This is a genomic window from Pantoea agglomerans (assembly GCF_020149765.1).
GTDB classification, from domain to species: Bacteria; Pseudomonadota; Gammaproteobacteria; order Enterobacterales; family Enterobacteriaceae; genus Pantoea; species Pantoea alvi.
Map to the genome: position 1 here is coordinate 170,892 of NZ_CP083808.1, position 17,919 is coordinate 188,810.

Genomic DNA, 17,919 nt, shown 5'->3' on the forward strand with positions numbered 1-17,919 from the left:
ATATTTTCATTTGATTACATTCTGGCGGGTTTTGTCATGCCTGAATGGCAAAGGAAAATGCCTCCGCAATCTGCTGGGAAAGCGGAGGCAGGGCGCGATTACCAGCCTTTGATAATATCGCCTTTATAAATTTCGTTGGCTTTATCCAGTACTTCCTGCGAGCGGAACGCCTCTTTCAGCTTCTGGATATTCGGGCTGTCTTTATTATCTTCACGCGCCACGATGGCATTCACGTACGGCGAGGCTTTGCCTTCCATAAACATGCCGTCGCGTGAGGCGGAGAGATTCGCCAGTGCGGCAAAGTTGTTATTAATAATGGAAAGGTAAACCTGTGGATCATCGAGCGTGCGCGTCAGCTGCGGCGTATCAACCTCGACAAACTTCAGTTTTTTCGGGTTGTCGGTCACGTCCAGCGTCGTCGGCAGCAGGCCCGCTTCCGGTTTCACCTTGATCAGACCCTGCGCCTGCAGCAGCAGCAGGCTGCGGCCCAGCGTGGTCGCTTCGTTAGAAATGGTAATGGTCGCGCCGTCCGGCAGCGCATCCAGCGATTTGATTTTGCGCGAGTAGCCAGCGATCGGGAAGACAAAGGTGTTGGTGATCACGGCGAAATGGTAGCCGCGCTCTTTGGACTGCATCTCCAGATAGGGCAGGCTCTGGAAGGCGTTGGCGTCAACATCTTTATTGAACAGCGCTTCATTCGGCTGCACGTAGTCGTTAAACGCCACGACATCGACATCCAGATGATATTTGTCATGCGCCACCTGCTTAACGGTCTCCCACAGCGTCTGGTCCGGACCGGTATTAATAGCGACTTTGACTTTGCTGTCGTCATCTTTATTACAGGCGCTGAGCAGCGTTACCGACGCGGCCAGCAGAATTGAAAGCACTTTTTTGTTCATAAGCCTGATCCCTTTTCTCGTAGGCTGAGGACTATAATCTACATCTAGACGTCTGTACATCCAGAGCTGCGCGTTTGCCGCTTTTTTATCCGCTCTGCCTGAAGCCATGCTCGGCCGGTGCGCAACTATTTTCACTCCGGCAGTGAAAGTGCTGCTGTCGTCAGCGGCTGTTTCTCTGCGCGCAGGAGGCCTATGCTGTTATCCAGCACCCGTAAACCTGTTACTGCTAAAAGGAACCGAGATGAAAGCTATCGTCTACAGCCAAAATGGATTGCCGATCGCCGATCCGCAATCGCTCTACGACACCACGCTGCCGCAGCCCCAGCCGGGCCCGCACGATCTGCTGGTGAAAATCGCCGCGATCGCCGTTAATCCGGTCGATACCAAAGTGCGCAACAACGCGCCGACCGAGCAGCCGCGCATCGTCGGCTGGGACGCCGTCGGGACGGTGGAGGCGGTTGGCGACAGCGTGACGCGCTTCAGGCCCGGCGACGAAGTCTACTATGCTGGCGCCATCGACCGTCCGGGTTCCTATGCGGAATATGGCCTGGTGGATGAACGCATTGCCGGCCACAAGCCCGCCTCGCTGAGCAACGCCGATGCCGCCGCGCTGCCGCTCACCTCCCTGACCGCCTGGGAACTGTTGTTCGACCGGCTGGAGGTGAAAGAGCAGGAAGATGAAGCGCTGCTGATTATCGGCGCGGGCGGCGGAGTCGGCTCGATTCTGACGCAGCTGGCAAGCAAGCTGACCAGCCTGCGCGTTATCGCCACCGCGTCACGCCCGGAAACCGCCGACTGGGTGCGCGAACTGGGCGCGCACGACGTGATCGATCACTCCCGTCCGCTGACGGAAGGGCTGCGCGAAATCGGCGTTGAGAACGTTCGCTATGTCGCCAGCCTTACCCATACCGACAAACACTATCAGCAGATTGTCGAGGTGCTGGCGCCGCAGGGCCGTATGGCGGTGATTGACGATCCGGAAACCCTGGACGCGATGCCGCTTAAGCGTAAAGCGATCTCACTGCACTGGGAGCTGATGTTTACCCGTTCGCTGTTCCAGACGCCGGATATGGCGCGCCAGAACGAGATCCTGGAAAACGTGCGCCGCCTGATCGACGACGGCACGCTGCGCACCACGAAAGGCGAGCACTACGGCACCATCAATGCGGAAAACCTGCGTCGCGCCCATGCGCTGATTGAGAGCAACCGCGCGCGCGGCAAAATAGTACTGGAAGGGTTTTAATCCAGCCTGATAAGCCAGCCTTTTACCCTGGTTTGTGCCGCAGTGTAATGCGGCAAGCACCCGGCCTTCTGGCCGGGTTTTTATTTGCCGCGCGGGTAAAGAGGCGCGTTGGCCTGCAATCTGCTGGCCCGATCCCCTCTCCGCAAAGAATACGTCGGCCGCGCTGTCCGCGCGGAGCTGCCGCGTCCTTAACCACTATTTCGCTAAAAAACCCTGCCTGCGCCCGCAGGAAGCAATATTTGAGAATAAATCTCATTGCCATCCACATTGATGTGCCCGTAGTTTGATGCCACAGGTCAGACTGCGGAATATGCCGGAGGTGGAAAGTGCCACTTATTTATGGGGTGCTTAATCGTCGGTAAAAAGCCGCAGTTAATATCCAGGCGTTAAACGCAGCGTTGACCGCTGGCGAACGCATCAGATAATAAGGAATGTATGGGAGCTTACTGCAGGCACTGCCGCGCGCTTTTGAGCCGGGACGAATATTTCTGGTTTAATGACAGCTGTCTTCGCTGTGAAAAATGGGTGCAAATTCGTGCCGAAGAGCGGGCGATTTTTATCAAGTCGCCGCTCTATGTCTGGAGTGAAATGCGTTTTCAGACGCGCAAGTTTAAACACCGTCTGACAGACTATCTGAAAAGGCTGAATCTGGTCTGAGCCTCTGGTTAAAGGTCGCGCGCCAGGGAATGTTTAACATGCAGCCCGTTATTTCATCAGAACAGCTGGTTTACCGTCCGCTAAAAAAAGAGGACTGGCCTTTTTTCTGGCGCTTTATCAGGACAGTAAACTTATGACCTATATCGCCGATCCCCGGGATGAAGCGGAAATAAGATCGGCATCGTTTGAAAGCCGTTTATTACCCTGGCGGAAAGGCGACGCGCACTGGTTATGCCTGGTTATTGAAACAGGTGATTGCCGCAACCCGGTGGGCGTTACCGGCTTTATTGAGCGCAGCCCTGACGTGGCGGAGGTCGGATTTATTCTGGCAGCCGAACATCAGCGCAAAGGCTACGGAAGGGAGTCGCTAAACGCAATCATTCGCTTTGCTTTCGATGCGCTCGATTACGGGAAACTCACCGCCACGGTCACGGCGGGAAATCACGCATCGCAGCGCCTGCTGCTTAACTGCGGATTTCGCCAGGAAGGGACCATCAGGCAAAATTATTTCCTGAACGGCGCGTGGCGCGACGACTGGGTGTTCGGCCTGCTGGCCAGCGAATCTCCGCGCTAATCGCCGCGTCGCTGTCGCGCCCGCTCAGATAGCGGGTCACGATGTATTGTGACGTTCTGTTTATCATTTCTGTCTGCGCAGATGGCCTGGCGCGCCGACGCCGCGCGCCAGTGCCGCAAAAATCCTCTGCCAGTCTCCCGCCTGCCGATAAAACAAATTTAAGTTTTTCATCGCGCTTCCGATAACCATTGCGCCGCTTTGAAGGTCGAGGATGCGTTGTTAACTATATCCATCACCTGAGTGCGCGTCGGGGCAAGACTGTCCCGTTTTTAATTTAACAAGGAGCAGTAAATGAAAAACCGCAATGCCCTTATGGCGGCTGTCGTCGCATCATCTCTTGTTCTCTCTGGCTGCAGCGCTATGGGAACGGCCATCAAGAAACGTAATCTCGAAGTCAAAACGCAGATGAGCCAGACCGTGTGGCTGGAGCCGTCAAATGAGAAAACGGTCTATCTCCAGGTGCGTAATACGTCAGACAAAGATATGAGCGATCTTCAGTCATTACTGGCACAGGACCTGCGCGCTAAGGGTTATACCGTTACCTCGTCGCCTGACACGGCCTATTACTGGATTCAGGCTAACGTGCTCAAGGCAGAAAAAATGGATCTGCGTCAGTCGCAGGGTTTCCTCTCAACTGGCTATGAAGGTGCGGTCACCGGCGCAGCGCTGGGTGCCGGTATCACCGCGTATAACAGCAACTCAGGCGGCGCCATGCTGGGCATTGGTCTCGCGGCAGGCCTGGCGGGCATGGCGGCAGACGCGCTGGTCGAGGATGTCAACTTCACCATGGTGACCGATCTGCAAATTTCGGAGCGCAGTAAATCTACCGTCACCACCGATAATATTGGCGCGCTGCGTCAGGGTAATGCCGGCATTAAGCTGCAGACCAGCAGCGAAGAGGGCAACCGTATGAAATACCAGACGCGCGTGGTTTCCAACGCTAACAAGGTTAACCTGAAGTTCGAAGAGGCCAGGCCGGTGCTGGAAGCCCAGCTGGCAAAATCCGTCGCGGGTATTATGTAATATCCTCTGTCTCAGCCATGCTCTGCGAACAGCGGCGTGGCTGAGCAGCCTCTGCCCTCTGAATGATATAAGGCGCATCGCTTTCCTTTCCTCTTTCCCTGCCTGTTTCAGCGTTAACCTTTTAAGGCGTTGACGCGGCGAGCGGCCGGGTTCGTGCTACGCTTGAACACCTGAACAGGTTCCACCGCACTCGATCACACCCCATTTTGCGCTGGATAAGCGCCGTTAACCCAGGGAAGCGCGATGTTTCATCTGATTTTTAGTATACCGAGCTGGTATGTCATCCTACGTTTCCTGTTGCCGCTGGCGATGCCGCTGGCGTTGAAAATTCTTTTGTCGGTGCTGGTTTTGCTGGCGTCGCAATATCTGTTTATCAGCCGCTTTACCGCTGGCGGCATCTTTTCGCCGGAGATGCCCCGCGCGCTGATTATCCTGTGCAACTGGGCGTTCAGCGCCGTTCTGTTTCTGGCGCTGCTGCAGATGCTGATCGACGCCGTCGCGTTGATATCGCTTTTAATCAGGCATCCGTTAGCCATTACGCCGATAGTGCGGGGTCTGGCGGCGCTGCTTGCCATGACGCTGGCGGCCGTGGGCGTACATCAGGCGATACGCGTGCCGCCGGTAAAAGATGTCGCTATCCGCATCAATAACCTTCCGCGCGAGTTTGAGGGCTACCAGCTCCTTCAGCTGACAGATCTGCACATTACCCGGCTCTTCAATGCCGGCTGGACCGCAGAGATGGTCAGGCGGGCAATGTCGCTCAACGTTAACCTGATCCTGATCACCGGCGATGTTATTGATGGAACCGTGCAGAACCGCAGAAAGGATGTGGAACCGCTGGCTAATCTTCACGCGCCAGACGGCGTTTACGCCGTTACCGGCAATCATGAATATTTCTTCGAGCAGCAGCGCTGGACCGAGCACCTTGCCTCGCTGGGCCTCTCTACCCTGCATAACAGCCACATTATTATCAGGCGGGGCGCAGCGGAGCTGGTTATCGCCGGCCTGCCTGATATCTCCGCGCTGCGAAGAAAGGCGGACGGCCCCGATCTGACGATGGCGTTAAAAGGGGCGCCGAAAAACGCCCCGGTTATTTTACTCGACCACCAGCCGCGCAACGCGCGCAAGAATGCTCTGCAGCAGGTCGATTTACAGCTGTCGGGCCATACCCATGGCGGGCTGATCGTCGGCCTGGATCGGCTGTTTGCTAAGCCAAACGGCGGCTTTGTTTCCGGGCTCTACCAGGTAGACGGCATGCAGCTCTACGTCAACAACGGAACCGCACTCTGGCCCGGCGTAGCGGTAAGGCTAGGGCGGCCGTCAGAATTGACGCGCATTACGCTGCTGGGGAAAGAGTAGCGGTTACAGACAGGCCTCAACAGGCTGGCTCTCTGATTCGGCGCAGCGGGTAAAAAACCGCGTTAAAGCGTCCGCAACGGCTTCGGGTTTTTCCTCAGGCAGGAAATGCCCGCAATCCTCCAGCGTTTCGCCTGCGACGTCAGCGGCAAACGCATGCAGAATGGCCGACATATCCGGGATCGATCCCTGATCGGCGCTTAAACCCAGCACGGGCAGGGTGAGTTTGCCGTTTTGCGCCAGCGCCCGGTTTTGCTCAGCCGAGCGCGCCACCGAGCGGTAAAACGCCAGGCCCGCTCGCATGCCGCCGGGCGCGCCGTAAATTCGCAGGTATTCGGCCATTTCCTCTTCGCCGTAACAGGCAGGATTAGCCGTTTTGGTCCAGAAAAACCATTCAAGATAGGCTCTTTCCCGCCCCTCAAGCAGGATTTCAGGCAGATCCGGCACGGCGTGAAAAGAGAAGTGCCAGGTCTTCCAGGCCGTTGGGGAGGTCGCAGGCAGTTTATCTGGCAGGGTTACGCCTGGGATGCCGGCATCCATCAGCGCCAGCGCCGCGACCTCCCCAGGGAAGAGGTGCGCGTAGGGGAAGGCGACCCATGCGCCGACGTCATGGGCGGCGAGGCAGTATCGCCTGATACCAAGATGCGCCAGAAGATCGTGCGTGCGCTGCGCCACCGTCTGCGTGTCATAGCCATCAAGCGGGCGATCGCTGTCGCCCTGACCGGGCAAATCGAGCGCGATGATATGAAAACGGCGACCCAGCAGCGGCATCACGTTGCGCCAGGCGTACCAGCTTTCTGGAAAACCCGCCAGCAGCACTACTGTCGGCTGCCCCGGCGCGCCGCCTTCGACGTAGTGAAAGCGTAACCCCCCGGCGGTGGCAAATTTGTGGCTGAATCCCGCTGGCGCGGACGGCATTGAACCATGAATCATGGCGTTGTTCCTTGCAGGCAAAGAGGTGAGGTAGCGCTACGGGTTGAAAACAGCAACATCATGCTGCCGGATTAAATTAGGAAACGATCGTATCCTAATTGTGGCTAACGGCGTGCGTCAAGCGCCAGCGTGACTTTTTTGCCGGAGGTGATTCCAGGCGTGCAGCCGATTATATTTTTAGTTCTTTGATTAAAAAATCGATAAAGATCCGGCACTTAAGGCGGATGCGGTGGTCGCCTGCATAGACTATGGTGATATCCTGCGCGGGTAAGGCGTAATCCGCAAAAAGCTGTATCAGCTTGCCTGCTTCACGCTCCTGGCGAACCATCCATTCAGGCAGAACAGCAATACCCAGACCGGCAATGGCCATTGCCTTAATGGCGGTTGAGGAGTTGGAGTGATATTTCGCTACGGCGCGTATTTCTGTGTCCGTTCCGTCTTTGTGGCACAGCGTCCACTGCGTTGGCGTCTGTAAATTACTGTTAGCAATCCAGGGCGCGGCGTTTAAATCCTTGACAGAGGTGAGGGGATTATTTTTCAACCATTCAGGCGAGGCGACCAGCAGAATATTATAGCTGGCTAATTTTCTACTTTTTAATTCAGAATCCCGTAGTGTGCCAAGACGAATTGCTAAATCAAGCCGGTCGGAAACTAAATCATTTAACGAGGAGTCGGCATAAAAGTTAATAGCCAGATTAGGGTGGAGCTGGCAGAAATCACCAATTAGCGGAATGATATAGTTTTCGCCGAATTCCGTGGTTGAAGTAATATTTAATACGCCAGAGAGAGAGCGATGGCTGTCAGATACATTTTCCAGTGAACTCTGGATGTTAACGAATATTTCGCAGAAATCTCTGTAGAGCGCTTCACCGGCTTCTGTCAGGGTAATGCCGCGCGAGTTGCGGATCAGCAGCTGTACCTTCAGCACCTCTTCAAGCGATTTGACGTGAATGCTCGCCATGGCTTTGCTGATAAAGAGACGCTCTGCCGCGCGCGTGAAGGAACCGCAGTCCACGACCGCGATAAATGTCTGAATTCGGTTTAAATGGTTAAACATTAACTGTTAATTTTAAGTAAACACCGCGTTTAATTTAATTTAATCGACTCTCAACGTCAAGCCGCCTTAGACTCCGCGTCGGAGGTCACAATGACATATCGCTATCGCATTGCTTTTGTTTTTCTTGCCGGTTTTTTATCGACTGTATCAATATATTTATGTCGGCTATCGCGCTGCCTGACATATCGCGCGAGCTGCAGGTCTCAGCTTCCAGCGTGGCCTGGGTTGCTAATAGCTATATTCTGGGCTTAACGCTCATTATTCCTCTCAGCCACTGGCTTGCCAGCCGCTTTGGCGCGCGACTGACGATGGCAGCCTCAATGCTGATATTCTCTACTGGCGCACTGCTGTCGGGATTTGCCGACCACTTTGGCAGCCTGGTGTTATTCCGTTTTATCCAGGGCGTGGGCGGAGGCTTGCTGATCCCTGTAGGACAGGCGTTGACCTTTGGCCTGTTTAAAAAAGAGGAAAGAGCAAAAATTTCTACCCTGGTGATGGCTGTTGCGCTTATTGCTCCCGCTATTTCACCGGCTGCCGGCGGTGCAATTGTCGACCATCTCTCCTGGCGCTGGGTCTTCCTTTGCAATATACCTTTCAGCCTCGTGACCGCTGCGCTGGCGCTGCTGTGGATTAAACCTGAAAAAAGCGCGGCGCCACGGCCCGATATCCTTGGCCTGATCATTATCAGCCTGGCGCTGACGGCTCTGCTGTCAGGCCTCTCTTTGTATGCGGACTCTGCTCACCAGAGCCTGCCTCTGGGGCTGGTTATAGCGGGTATAGCGCTGGCATTTGCCTATTTTCTGCACTACCGCCGCCAGGCTAACCCGGTGCTGGATTTAAGCGTGCTTAGCAATGCGCATATGCGCTTTTCTGTCATCGTTTATTACGCGGTGCCGGGCATTTTCACCGGGGTCAACCTGCTTAATATTTTTTTCGTGCAGGAGGTACTCGGCTGGACAGCGAGCGAAACGGGTCTGCTGATGGTGCTCTATGCGGGCGGCTCTTTCTGCGCGATGACGCTTTGCGGCCGTTTATATAACCGCACCGGCGCCGCGCCGCTTTTTCTGGCGGGCTTGCTGCTTCACGCCGCCGGTATAGCGGTGCTGTCGGTAACCGAGGCGTCGCACGACCTGCTGTTTCTTGTTTGCGCTTATCTGCTTATGGGAACCGGGGGTGGCATAGCGGCCAATACGGCTCAAACCACCGCAATGATGGATTTTGAAGGGGATCGCCTTGCTCGCGCCAGCACCATCTGGAATCTGAACCGGCAAATCTCTTTCAGCACAGGCGCAGCGGTTTTCACCCTGTTATTCAACCTGCTGCAGAAGTCCACAACGCTGACGTCTGCCTACCATTCCGTGTTTCTTATTGCCGCCGGGCTGGGGTTACTTCCTCTGCTCGGACTCATGAATCTTAGCCAAAAATCGGAGCTCCTATGCGATCGGAAAGAGAGTTAATCGCCCACTATAGCGTGACTGAACTGCATCAGTGGATTGAAGAGGTATTTACCGGCCGCGCAGGCTATCCCTCTGCCCTGGAGCGGCTGCTCGCCAGCTTTAGCACATCATTTAGCATGGTCACCATGAAGGGGCAGATCATCGGTTTGTCCGAGGTGGAGAATCTGTTTCGCAACAACAAGGGATCGCGTCCCGGTCTGCGTATTGAGACTGACGCCTGCGAAACGCTCGCCCAAACGGACACCTCAGTGACCTGTCGCTACCGCGAAACGCATTATGAGCAAGGCAACACGCATGTCCGCTGGTCGATCGCCATTATTGAGTTTGAGGCAGGCCGACCTTACTGGCGCTATCTGCAGGAAACGGCGGTAGCGGAAGCGTTATGAAGCAGTTTGCCATCACGACTATTCGTTCCGTAGGCGAAGCCGTTCGGGAGTTCACGCTTGACGCGGATAACAATGAGCTGGCTTTGCTGACGCCGGGAGCGCACTACCGCTGGCAAATGCCTGATGCGATCGGCACGCGGAGTTATTCCTGCGTCATGCTGGCGCTGCCCGCGCCCACGCTGACATTTGCTGTTCGTCTCTCCCCAGGCTCGTTAAGCAGCGGCTATCTGTCAGGTCTGGCGGAGGGGGATATCGTCACGCTGGAGGGGCCGTTCAACTCTTTTCCACAGCTGTCCGCGCCGTTAAATGGAAGAGATATCGTTATCGCCGGCGGGATTGGGGTTACGCCCCTGACGGGCGTGGTTGCTCGTCTGGTCGCTGCCGGGCGCCAGCCTGAATGCCATTACTTTGCTTCTTCCCGATCTCAGGCGGCCTACGCGGATCCCCTGGAGAGTCTGCTGCAAGAGCGGTTTCACTTACACACCGCAGAAGGTCCCCGCATCACTATTGATGCGTTACTGGGAAAGCTGCAGCGCAACGATCGTATCCACGTTTGCGGACCGACGCGTCTGCTGAGTGCGGTGCTGGACTACTGCGATGCCCATGATTTCCCCCGCAGCCATCTCGCCTTTGAAATCTTTAACGCGCCTCCGGCCGAGGCCGAAGCGGGCGGGTATGAGGTCGAGGCAGCAGAGAGTGGCGTAAGGTTTTATGTCACTCGCGGTCAGTCTCTGCTGGACGCGCTGGAAGAGGCCGGTCTGGAGCCGCTTTACGATTGCCGAAGAGGGGAATGCGGACTCTGCGCGCTGGAAGTCATTGAGGGGGAGGTCGAGCACCACGACTTTATTATGACGCCGCAGGAAGCCGCAACCAGTCGGACTATTTATCCCTGCGTTTCCCGAGCCAAAGGAAGCGTTCTCAAATTAGCTTTATGAGTGATGCCATGAACCCCAATACCCTTTTTCGCGGCAGCGAAATTCATAAATCCGCCTACCTTGATCAGACGCTTTTTCTCACTGAACAAAAAACGGTCTTTGCACAAAGCTGGCTTTATCTGTGCCACGCCAGCCAGCTCCCTGCTGCGGGGGACTATGTCACCGTTGAGCTTGCTGCTCAGCCCCTGGTCGCTATTCGTCAAAAAGCAGGGGATATCACCGTTCTGTTTAACCGTTGCCCGCACAAAGGCGTCAAGGTATTAGCGGAGTCCTCAGGCAATTGCGGTCGGTTTCTACGCTGCCCTTACCATGCATGGACCTTTAAGCCGTCAGGTGAACTGCTGAGCATTCCGGTGAAAAATGAATACGATCCCTGCGTGATCGCCGCGTGTGAAGCGGGCCACGGCATGGCACGAGTCGAAAATGTTGTGGTTTACCGCGATTTCATTTTTGTGCGTCTGAGTCAGCACGGCCTCTCCTTTGAGGAATTTTACGGCGATTCGCTTTCCACTCTGGACAATATGGTCGATCGCTCTCCCGCTGGCCAGCTGCGGGTAGTCGGCGCGCCGTTGCGCCATCGCCATCGCTGCAACTGGAAAATGGTGATGGACAATCAGACTGACACTTGTCATCCAATGGTGGCGCATGAGTCTTCAGCAGGTGAAGCCGTTAATCTCTGGGCGCAGTCAGAGCGGCAGGCTGAACAACCGATGGCGGTGGAGCTCTTTTCTCCGTTTATGTCGTCGCACGCCTTCTTCGCTGAAATGGGGATTCGCACCTGGCCAAACGGGCATGGACATACAGGAACGCGTAATTCAATCCATAAAGATTATTCCGCTATCCCCGGTTACTGGGAAAGCATGGTTGAAAGCTATGGCGAAACGCGGGCACGGCAAATCCTCGATGATACCCGCCACAATACCGTCTACTTTCCCAACCTGATGGTGAAAGGCCCGATACAAACGCTCCGTATTATTCGTCCCGTCTCGGCCAGCGAGACGCTGGTGGAATCCTGGATTCTGGAGCTGGTTGGCGCACCGCAACAGATGCTGGAACGAACCGTTCAATACAATAACCTGATCAATTCGCCCTGTTCGATGGTGGCGCATGACGATGTAGAGATGTATGAACGCGCGACGGAGGGGCTGCAAAGCCAGGGGAGTGAGTGGGTCAATATCGCCCGCCTCTACCAGGCGGATGAACAGTGGAACAGAACAACCGTCACCTCAGGAACCAGTGAGATTGCAATGAGAAACTTCTATGCCATGTGGCAGCATATGCTGGAGGGGAAACATGTCTCCTGAAGGTGTTTATAACGCGCTGACCGACCTGATCTATTACGAAGCTGAGCTGCTGGACGAGCAAAACTACGATGCATGGATGGCGCTTCTCTCTGAGGATTACACCTGGTGGATGCCCCTGCGCCACGGCCAGCCCGATCCGTTAACCGAGTCATCGCTGCTTTATGAAGATCGTTTTGTCACGCAGCTGCGCGTTAATCGCCTGCGCAGCGCACGTAATTTTTCTCAGCAGCCTAAAAGCCGCAGCCAGCACCTGCTGCAGCGGCCGGTAATTGCCTGGCGTGAAGGCGAGGCAAATGCGACAGCCGTCACCCGGCTTATCTACAGCGAAAGCCGCGGGGAGCAAGAGTGGCACTATGCTGCCCGCATTGAGCATGCGTTTCGTCTGGTGGAAGGGCAATGGCTAATCGCTGCGCGCAAAACGATTTTGCTCAATCTTGAACGCCCTCTCGACAGCCTGCAGTTAATCATCTGAGAACACCTATGACATCTCCATCACATGAAAACGGGGCGGCGCAGGCTTTTCCCTATATTGATACGCTGTTTGATTACGGTGATTTTCTTGCGCGAGCGGCGTCGCTGGGGGGTATTGGCCAGTGTCCAGAGCGTGAGCGCGCGCCTCGCGTCGCAATTATCGGTGCTGGCTTAAGCGGGTTAATCGCCGCGCGTGAGTTGCTTCGGGCGGGGATCCGCCACGTCACGCTGTTTGAAGCTGAGCAGGGCGGCTATGGTGGACGCCTGCTCAGCCAGCGCTTTGATCCTTCAATGCCGCACTATATTGCTGAAATGGGCGCTATGCGCTTTCCTCCCACAGAGGTTGGGCTATTTCACTATTTAAACCATTTCGCTATCGATACCGCTTCGGTTTTTCCCGATCCTGGCATTGTCGATACCGAAATCCACTACCAGGGAGAGGCATTTGCCTGGCGTGCCGGCGAGCCGCCGCCAGCGCTGTTTCAGAAAGTCGATCGCGGATGGCGCGCCTTTATAAAAGAGGGCGTTACCCTGGATAACGGCAGGGTACTGGTTGCGCCAGCCTCTATCACGCAGGCGCTGAAAGCGGGAAGGCTCGCGGACGCAAAAGAGGCATGGCAATGTTATCTGGATGTGTTTAGCGACAGCTGTTTTTACTCTGCGCTGGTACGCATTTTCACCGGCAAAAACCCGCCCGGCGGAGAGCCCTGGCTTAAACCCACCGATTTTGCCCTGTTTGGATCGCTTGGCATTGGTTCCGGTGGTTTTCAGCCCGTTTTTCGTGCGGCCTTCATGGAGATCATGCGGCTGGTGGTCAATGGCCTGGAAGAGGATCAGCGGCTGGTGCCCGCCGGTATTGCCACGCTCACTAACCGCATGGGCGAGGAGCGTATCGCCGGTCAGATGCTGTCAGACCGCATCCTGTATCAAAAAGTTACCGCCATCGAGGAGCGTGACGATAAGCGGTTCGACGTGGTGACCGCCGAGGGCGGCGCTACCCAGTTTGACCGGGTCATTGTTACGGTATCAACGCGTGCGATGCAGATCGCTCTGAAGCTCTCTCAGCGCCCGCAGTGGCTGTCGCCAGAGGTCTCGCGAGCGATAAATGAGACGCATCTTATCGGTTCATCGAAACTTTTCTTGCTCACCAGGGAGAAGTTTTGGCTGAAGGAGACGCTGCCGCACACCATTCTCACCGATACGCTCGCAAAAGGGGTCTACTGCCTTGACTACCAGCCAGACGATCCTGAGGGGCACGGCGTCGTACTGATCAGCTATACGTGGGAAGATGATTCGCACAAGCTGGTCACGCTTAAAGATAAACAGGCACGCCTGGCAAGGCTGGTAGAGGAGCTGAGCCAGACCGCGCCAGAGTTTGCCCGCCACCTTGTTCCTATGGATAACGATCCCAAATTTATTCTGGAGTATGACTGGCTTACTCACCCTCTCGCGATGGGGGCGTTCAAACTGAACTATCCGGGTGACGACCGTTATTCAGAAGCGCTTTTTTTCCAGTTCCAGAGCGCGGCGAGTGCTGACACCGATAAAGGGATATACCTCGCAGGATGCAGCTGTTCCTTTACCGGAGGTTGGGCGGAAGGGGCCGTACAGACGGGGATCAATGCGGCCTGCGCCGCTATCGCTAGTCTGGGGGGGACGTTGATATCCCGTAATCCGCTGCACGCTATGGCGCGCCATTTTCACTACTGAGAGCGACACGTTCATGCTGACTAAACGCCCTTGCTCTTTGGCTGCCGAGGTGGCCTTGAATCGTCACCCGGCAGGACTAAAAGAAAATCATCACTATCGATATGAACGCTACCGTGAAACGCTGTCGCTTAATGCATTTATTGCTTATGATGCGCAGCGTTTGCATGGTGAAATCCCACCTGCGAAGTCCACGTCCGCACCGCTTTTTGGGCTGCCTTTTTCCTGTAAAGACAATATCAACGCTAGCGGATTCGCGACCACAGCGGGTACGCCGGGACTGGCTGATTTCCTTCCTGAAAAAGATGCCCCCGTCGTTGCGCGCTTAATTGAGCAGGGTGCAGTGCTGTGCGGCAAAAATAATATGCATGAATTATCGTTTGGCGTGACTTCATGTAATGGCACCTGGGGCACGGTAGGCAATCCGGCTCATCCCGGTCATCTTGCTGGTGGCAGCAGTGGGGGCTGCGCTGCGGCTGTCGCAGCGGGTGCCTGCGCTTTCGCCGTGGGAACCGATACCGGGGGATCGGTGCGTATTCCGGCCTCGCTGTGTGGCCTGTCAGGATTCCGGCCGACCACCGGCCGCTACTCCTCTGCTGGCATTGTGCCTGTTTCCCACACCCGGGATACGCCAGGCTTTATTGCACCCGGCGTCTCCGATATCGTGCTGCTTGATGCCGCCCTTATGGACGAAACGCCGGTTGAGCCGGAGATGCCGCGCCGCGTGGGTTTTCCTGCAGGCTTTTTATGGCAGGGGCTGGATAGCGCGGTAGAGAAGCGGTGCAGGGAAGCTGTCGCCAGGCTTGAGGAGCAGGGGGTGGAAGTCGTCACCATTGATGACAGCCATCTTGGCGAACTGAATGCGTCAGTTCAGTTTGCCGTTCCGTTTTATGAATTTTTTATCGATTTCCCGCGCTTTCTGCTCGGTGAAGGGCTCGAATGGCGATTCCAGTCGATTCTGGACCAGCTGAGCGATGCCCAGGTACGTAATCTTCTTCAACGGCAGCTGCAGCAGTGCAGCGTTTCCTGGGATGACTATCTGGCCGGCCTGTGCACCACAGGCGATGTGCGCACCGCCTGGCAAGAGATGTTTTCTGAACATCAGCTTGATGTTTTACTTTACCCAACCGTGAGCTGTGCCGTGCCGCGCCTGACGGAAGCGCATAATCCTGTTGTTTTTGAAAAACTGGTGCGCAATACGGATCTCGCCAGCAGTGCCGGCGCCCCCAGCCTGACTTTGCCGGTGGGCAGAGCAGGTGAACTCTCTATTGGTCTTTCTGTGGATGGTCTGCCAGGAGAGGATCGCCAGCTAATGCGTTATGCTCTGGCGGTCGCTCGCCTGGTGCAGGCTTAATATTTTTTTATCGGAACATGTAATGACAGAAATAGCATTAACCCAGCGTCAGCCTTCAGTATGGTGGGGCGCGATGATTATCTGCGGGACGGTGGTAGGCGCAGGGATGTTTACGCTGCCTGTGGTGATGGCCGGCGCCTGGTTCGGCTGGTCGCTGCTGATACTGCTGGTTAGCTGGGGATGTATGCTGCTGTCGGGGCTGATGTTCCAGCAGGCAAGCCGCTATTTTCCGCTCGGTGCCGGCTACGATACCTTAACCCGCTCGCTGTTAGGGCGCCGGTGGGCTGCGCTAAACGGCCTGAGCATCCTTTTTGTACTGGGCATTCTGACCTACGCCTATATTTCGGCCAGCGGGCCGGTCTATCAGCACTCGCTCAATAGCGCCGGTTTGCCTGTCTCTGTCGCGGGCGCGAAAGTGCTGCTGACGCTGTGCGTCGCCATCGTCGTCTGGCTGGGGACAAAGGGGGTCAGCAGGATCATGACCTTTTGCGTGCTGGCCAAACTTTTGCTGCTGGTGACGGTCTTCGGTGGCCTGCTCACGCAGGTCAATCTGCTTACGCTTGCCGACGCGGGAAGCGGCGAGGGCGGCTACTGGCCCTATGCGTTTGGCGTCCTGCCATTCTGCCTCGCCTCGTTCGGCTATCACGGCAATATTACCGGCCTGATAAGCTACTATGGCGGCGAGCAGAAGCAGGTCAGGCGCGCGCTGGTGGTTGGCACGCTGATGTCACTGGTTATCTATCTGTTCTGGATTACCGGTACCATGGGCAATCTGCCGCGCGCCTCGTTTCCCGCCGTGGTGGCAGCTGGCGGGGATATCGCCGCGCTGCTCGCCGCCTTACGCGATCGGCTGCATGTCGGCGCGCTGAACTTTATGATGACGCTGTTTTCCCATTTCGCGGTGATCGCCTCGTTTTTAGGGGTAACGGCTGGTCTGTTTGACTTTATCGCTGACCGCCTGAAGCTGGGCGATACGCCGCTGGCGCGCTTTGAGGTGGCTTTGCTGACCTTTTTACCCGCCCTGGCCGCCTCACTATGGTTTCCCGACGGCTTCCTCGCCGCTATCGGCTTTGCCGGTCTTTTCGCTACGCTCTGGGCGGTCATTGTCCCCGCCTTACTCTATATCAAAGCGCGGAGACGCTTCGCTAAGCAGGAAAGAGCAGGGGCGCGGGGATCCCTTGCGGCGATGGTAGTTATAACCTTTGGCGTACTGAATATTCTGGCCTGGACGCTGAGCTGGCTCGATATGTTGCCAACGTTCAGCGGATAGCGCGGGCTATTGTAGCGACAGGCCTGCTGCAGAGCGTCTTCAGTCAGGCCAGTAACCCTTATTATCGGCTGCATATCCATGCGGCTTTGCAGCAGGTGGCGGGCTAACCCTGTGCTCGCTTCCTGCTCGTCCTGGCCTGACTCCTCAGGTTATTTCTACAGCCGCTCTCTTTTGTCATCTTTCGCGAACCGGACTTGCCGGACTTTGAACCTTGCCTGATAGCGTGCAAAAGCAGAAACCTGAACGCACAGGACTGAAGCGCGATTTAACATGTGGCTCAATTCTGGCGCGTATAAATCAGCCAGCGGTTTGCCGCACCCGCAGCGCAGCGATATAGTTTGGCTGCGTTAATGACATAAGGATATGAAAATGAAACTATTTAGATGGCATTTTTGCACCATGCTTGCCGCTTCGCTGCTGCTGACGGCCTGTGCCGGACAGCAGAGCAGCGCCGAACGCAACGCCAGCCATGCCGTTGCGAAACTCTCCAGCATTCACTTCGATCCCAATACGCGTCCGCTCCGGGCGGATAATTACCGCTGGATGACGACGTTTCTGCGGCAGTTTTACGATCAGGGTAAAAAAGACCGGGCAAACAGCCTGACGCAGGTGCAGGCTGAACAGCGCGTTAAAGCATTTAGCGAATGTCCGACGGGACCTTTCAGACCAGAGGCGCAGACCAGCCACATAGTTTCGCAGGTTTACAGCGCTGATCGTCCAAAGGAACAGAGTCAGATTTTGCTGGAGAGCGCCACCGCGACATACTGGGATGGTTATTACGGACGGCCGTAACGGGCACGGCGAAGGTTGATATCTGATCAAGCGCCGACCGCGGTCGGCGCTTTTACTGACAGAGAGCACGGCAGACAGAAAGGTTCGAGTCACCAGAGAAGAGGAGGGAGAAAAAGGCTGTCTGAGAGATCTCTGTTTGCTGCGGCTGATATTCTATTTAACATAAGATGTATTATGCGTAGTTGCGTTGGCTGTGAATATTTGCCATTAACTTACTATTTAACGTAAATAGCAACGCTAAAGAATGTATTAGACAGGAAATCAATAAAAAGTTAATCATTTGATTTGAAAAGATTAGAATTCAACACCAAACCCGTCTAAAACTCCGATCTGATTCACATTCATAAATTTACCTGTTAATTCCTGTTGCCAGCGCAGCAGGATTTAACAATGATTAGCCCTTAAAGGATTGCTACTTCTAAAAGGCAAAACCTAAACCTTCTCGCTTTCTTAACCTGAAGCAAGAAGGTTTAGGTTTTTTTTGTTTTTAATTTAACGCGT

The 17,919-nt window shown here is 55.5% G+C and carries 16 protein-coding genes and 1 pseudogene; 14 read left to right on the forward strand and 3 right to left on the reverse strand.

Annotated elements, in window-relative coordinates; translation table 11 throughout:
- Nucleotides 1-98: 98 nt before the first annotated feature.
- The gene (locus tag LB453_RS00825; RefSeq protein WP_103796451.1) at nt 99-899 is read right to left on the reverse strand and encodes a MetQ/NlpA family ABC transporter substrate-binding protein; all 801 of its coding nucleotides are present in this window, start codon (nt 897-899) and stop codon (nt 99-101) included.
- A gap of 241 nt (nt 900-1,140) precedes the next feature.
- On the opposite strand from LB453_RS00825, the gene LB453_RS00830 reads away from it, so the two are divergent.
- The 5 genes from LB453_RS00830 (at nt 1,141) to LB453_RS00845 (ending at nt 5,755) form a co-directional block, all read left to right on the forward strand.
- Nucleotides 1,141-2,142 carry a zinc-binding alcohol dehydrogenase family protein gene (locus LB453_RS00830; RefSeq protein WP_103796452.1) on the forward strand — a complete coding sequence of 334 codons (1,002 nt, stop codon included), beginning with the start codon at nt 1,141-1,143 and terminating at the stop codon, nt 2,140-2,142.
- A 525-nt stretch (nt 2,143-2,667) separates the two neighbouring features.
- Nucleotides 2,668-2,799, forward strand: coding sequence for a hypothetical protein (locus LB453_RS23290; RefSeq protein ID WP_263489561.1), 132 nt, complete (start codon nt 2,668-2,670; stop codon nt 2,797-2,799).
- Nucleotides 2,800-2,932: 133 nt separating this feature from the next.
- Nucleotides 2,933-3,373, forward strand: coding sequence for a GNAT family protein (locus LB453_RS00835; protein ID WP_318011367.1), 441 nt, complete (start codon nt 2,933-2,935; stop codon nt 3,371-3,373).
- Nucleotides 3,374-3,664: 291 nt separating this feature from the next.
- Nucleotides 3,665-4,396, forward strand: a complete 732-nt coding sequence (gene traT, locus LB453_RS00840; protein ID WP_103796454.1) for a complement resistance protein TraT — start codon at nt 3,665-3,667, stop codon at nt 4,394-4,396.
- Nucleotides 4,397-4,639: 243 nt separating this feature from the next.
- Nucleotides 4,640-5,755, forward strand: coding sequence for a metallophosphoesterase (locus LB453_RS00845; RefSeq protein ID WP_103796455.1), 1,116 nt, complete (start codon nt 4,640-4,642; stop codon nt 5,753-5,755).
- A gap of 3 nt (nt 5,756-5,758) precedes the next feature.
- Here LB453_RS00845 and LB453_RS00850 read toward each other — a convergent pair whose 3' ends face one another.
- Together LB453_RS00850 and LB453_RS00855 are read right to left on the reverse strand one after the other, a co-directional pair.
- The gene (locus tag LB453_RS00850; protein WP_103796456.1) at nt 5,759-6,685 is read right to left on the reverse strand and encodes an alpha/beta fold hydrolase; all 927 of its coding nucleotides are present in this window, start codon (nt 6,683-6,685) and stop codon (nt 5,759-5,761) included.
- Between the two features lie 169 nt (nt 6,686-6,854).
- On the reverse strand, nt 6,855-7,742 hold the full coding sequence (locus LB453_RS00855; protein ID WP_103796457.1) for a LysR family transcriptional regulator: 888 nt from the start codon (nt 7,740-7,742) through the stop codon (nt 6,855-6,857).
- 90 nt (nt 7,743-7,832) lie between these two features.
- Here LB453_RS00855 and LB453_RS00860 point away from each other — a divergent pair.
- From LB453_RS00860 to LB453_RS00900, 9 genes and pseudogenes are all read left to right on the forward strand, one after another.
- Nucleotides 7,833-9,199 (forward strand): annotated as a pseudogene (locus LB453_RS00860) (MFS transporter).
- Nucleotides 9,178-9,585, forward strand: coding sequence for a hypothetical protein (locus LB453_RS00865; protein ID WP_146053842.1), 408 nt, complete (start codon nt 9,178-9,180; stop codon nt 9,583-9,585). Before LB453_RS00860 ends, LB453_RS00865 begins: the two are co-directional and overlap by 22 nt.
- On the forward strand, nt 9,582-10,520 hold the full coding sequence (locus tag LB453_RS00870) for a flavin reductase family protein (RefSeq protein WP_103796460.1): 939 nt from the start codon (nt 9,582-9,584) through the stop codon (nt 10,518-10,520). The genes LB453_RS00865 and LB453_RS00870 overlap by 4 nt, the downstream gene beginning before the upstream one ends.
- A complete protein-coding gene (locus tag LB453_RS00875; protein WP_224481411.1) occupies nt 10,517-11,824 on the forward strand; it encodes an aromatic ring-hydroxylating dioxygenase subunit alpha in 1,308 nt (435 codons plus the stop codon). Before LB453_RS00870 ends, LB453_RS00875 begins: the two co-directional genes overlap by 4 nt.
- Nucleotides 11,814-12,296, forward strand: coding sequence for an aromatic-ring-hydroxylating dioxygenase subunit beta (locus tag LB453_RS00880; protein WP_103796462.1), 483 nt, complete (start codon nt 11,814-11,816; stop codon nt 12,294-12,296). The genes LB453_RS00875 and LB453_RS00880 overlap by 11 nt, the downstream gene beginning before the upstream one ends.
- An 8-nt stretch (nt 12,297-12,304) precedes the next feature.
- Nucleotides 12,305-14,005 (forward strand): NAD(P)/FAD-dependent oxidoreductase, encoded by a 1,701-nt coding sequence (locus LB453_RS00885; RefSeq protein ID WP_103796463.1) that lies wholly within the window; start codon nt 12,305-12,307, stop codon nt 14,003-14,005.
- A gap of 13 nt (nt 14,006-14,018) precedes the next feature.
- Complete coding sequence (locus LB453_RS00890) at nt 14,019-15,356, forward strand: amidase family protein (protein WP_103796464.1); 1,338 nt, start codon at nt 14,019-14,021, stop codon at nt 15,354-15,356.
- 22 nt (nt 15,357-15,378) lie between these two features.
- Nucleotides 15,379-16,626 (forward strand): aromatic amino acid transporter, encoded by a 1,248-nt coding sequence (locus tag LB453_RS00895; RefSeq protein WP_103796570.1) that lies wholly within the window; start codon nt 15,379-15,381, stop codon nt 16,624-16,626.
- A gap of 369 nt (nt 16,627-16,995) precedes the next feature.
- On the forward strand, nt 16,996-17,418 hold the full coding sequence (locus LB453_RS00900; protein ID WP_199187334.1) for an Exc2 family lipoprotein: 423 nt from the start codon (nt 16,996-16,998) through the stop codon (nt 17,416-17,418).
- The last annotated feature ends 501 nt before the right edge of the window (nt 17,419-17,919 follow it).

What these genes read in the sequence shown, in the direction of transcription:
- LB453_RS00825 (WP_103796451.1), bottom strand. Translation starts at nt 899, where the DNA reads ATGAACAAAAAAGTGCTTTCAATTCTGCTGGCCGCGTCGGTAACGCTG.
- LB453_RS00830 (WP_103796452.1), top strand. Translation starts at nt 1,141, where the DNA reads ATGAAAGCTATCGTCTACAGCCAAAATGGATTGCCGATCGCCGATCCG.
- LB453_RS00835 (WP_318011367.1), top strand. Translation starts at nt 2,933, where the DNA reads ATGACCTATATCGCCGATCCCCGGGATGAAGCGGAAATAAGATCGGCA.
- traT (WP_103796454.1), top strand. Translation starts at nt 3,665, where the DNA reads ATGAAAAACCGCAATGCCCTTATGGCGGCTGTCGTCGCATCATCTCTT.
- LB453_RS00845 (WP_103796455.1), top strand. Translation starts at nt 4,640, where the DNA reads ATGTTTCATCTGATTTTTAGTATACCGAGCTGGTATGTCATCCTACGT.
- LB453_RS00850 (WP_103796456.1), bottom strand. Translation starts at nt 6,685, where the DNA reads ATGATTCATGGTTCAATGCCGTCCGCGCCAGCGGGATTCAGCCACAAA.
- LB453_RS00855 (WP_103796457.1), bottom strand. Translation starts at nt 7,742, where the DNA reads ATGTTTAACCATTTAAACCGAATTCAGACATTTATCGCGGTCGTGGAC.
- LB453_RS00865 (WP_146053842.1), top strand. Translation starts at nt 9,178, where the DNA reads ATGCGATCGGAAAGAGAGTTAATCGCCCACTATAGCGTGACTGAACTG.
- LB453_RS00870 (WP_103796460.1), top strand. Translation starts at nt 9,582, where the DNA reads ATGAAGCAGTTTGCCATCACGACTATTCGTTCCGTAGGCGAAGCCGTT.
- LB453_RS00875 (WP_224481411.1), top strand. Translation starts at nt 10,517, where the DNA reads ATGAGTGATGCCATGAACCCCAATACCCTTTTTCGCGGCAGCGAAATT.
- LB453_RS00880 (WP_103796462.1), top strand. Translation starts at nt 11,814, where the DNA reads ATGTCTCCTGAAGGTGTTTATAACGCGCTGACCGACCTGATCTATTAC.
- LB453_RS00885 (WP_103796463.1), top strand. Translation starts at nt 12,305, where the DNA reads ATGACATCTCCATCACATGAAAACGGGGCGGCGCAGGCTTTTCCCTAT.
- LB453_RS00890 (WP_103796464.1), top strand. Translation starts at nt 14,019, where the DNA reads ATGCTGACTAAACGCCCTTGCTCTTTGGCTGCCGAGGTGGCCTTGAAT.
- LB453_RS00895 (WP_103796570.1), top strand. Translation starts at nt 15,379, where the DNA reads ATGACAGAAATAGCATTAACCCAGCGTCAGCCTTCAGTATGGTGGGGC.
- LB453_RS00900 (WP_199187334.1), top strand. Translation starts at nt 16,996, where the DNA reads ATGAAACTATTTAGATGGCATTTTTGCACCATGCTTGCCGCTTCGCTG.